Origin of the sequence: Paracraurococcus ruber (assembly GCF_004353985.1) — a bacterium.
Lineage (GTDB): Bacteria > Pseudomonadota > Alphaproteobacteria > Acetobacterales > Acetobacteraceae > Paracraurococcus > Paracraurococcus ruber.
On the sequence record NZ_SMOA01000602.1, the window covers coordinates 1 to 1,028 of the forward strand.

A 1,028-nucleotide genomic window follows, 5' to 3' on the forward strand; every position below is an offset into this window, starting at 1 on the left:
ACCTTAAGCAGGTGCGGTAACCGCAAGGAGCTAGCCTGCCACGGTAGGGTCAGTGACTGGGGTGAAGTCGTAACAAGGTAGCCGTAGGGGAACCTGCGGCTGGATCACCTCCTTTCAAGGAACGGATCCGGGGTGAGGGGGCTTTCTCCCTCGGCTGGATCTGTCCTGCAAGACTATGCATCGCCCGCGGGCGACCGCCGGGCCCTGGCTCCTCGGATGAGGGGTCCTGGCCTGGCACATCCATCCATCCCGTCGTCTCCGGCTGGCCCTTGCCGGCCAGACTGGCAACCCTGCGCGGCGCGTCCGGTCCCTTTCGGGGGATCGGCGCCGTCCGCGCATCCTTCCCTGGAACCGCGATCTGGTCCTGGCCCGCATGCCTGGCGTAGTGGCGCCTGGCGTGCCCGGCCTGGGTTGGGGGCTAGTAGCTCAGTTGGTTAGAGCACACGCTTGATAAGCGTGGGGTCGGAGGTTCAAGTCCTCCCTGGCCCATTTTTGCTGTCGGCTGCGCCGACGGTAAAAATCCCCCGGAGGGTGCCGTAAGCCGGTCGCCGCGAAGCGGCGAGCCGCGGCACTGCCGCGGCAGGCGCGGTTGAGCTTGGCTCGGCCGTGCTGTGAAGGTGTTTGGGCATCGAGGGGGCATAGCTCAGCTGGTAGAGCACCTGCTTTGCAAGCAGGGGGTCACCGGTTCGAATCCGGTTGCCTCCATTTTTGCTGTCGGCTGCGCCGGCGGCAAGAATCCCCCGGAGGGTGACGAAGCCGGTCGCTGCCGCTTGCGGCAGCGAGCCGTCGCACTGCGACGGCAGGCGTGGTGCACCTTGTCGGGTATTCCTCCTGGCCTTGGCCTGGGGGATGCGTGCTTCCAAGACCCCGCCTGGTGGCGTCGAGACCTTCGGGTCTCCGCGTCCGGGCGGCCTGCTCATTGACAGGTGAATCTGGTTGGAAGTGTTTATGTATGTGTGATGTGTGAGTGTGCTTGCTGTTGTGCTGGCATGTGATGCTTGGCGCGGTTTGGTACTGCGTGCGGGCGT

The 1,028-nt window shown here is 65.2% G+C and carries 2 tRNA genes and 1 rRNA gene; all 3 read left to right on the top strand.

Annotated elements, in window-relative coordinates:
- A 16S ribosomal RNA gene (locus E2C05_RS32015) occupies nucleotides 1-115 on the top strand; the annotation flags it as partial.
- Between the two features lie 300 nt (nucleotides 116-415).
- A tRNA-Ile gene (locus E2C05_RS32020) sits at nucleotides 416-489 on the top strand.
- Nucleotides 490-632: 143 nt separating this feature from the next.
- Nucleotides 633-705 (top strand) — tRNA-Ala (locus E2C05_RS32025).
- Nucleotides 706-1,028: the final 323 nt, after the last annotated feature.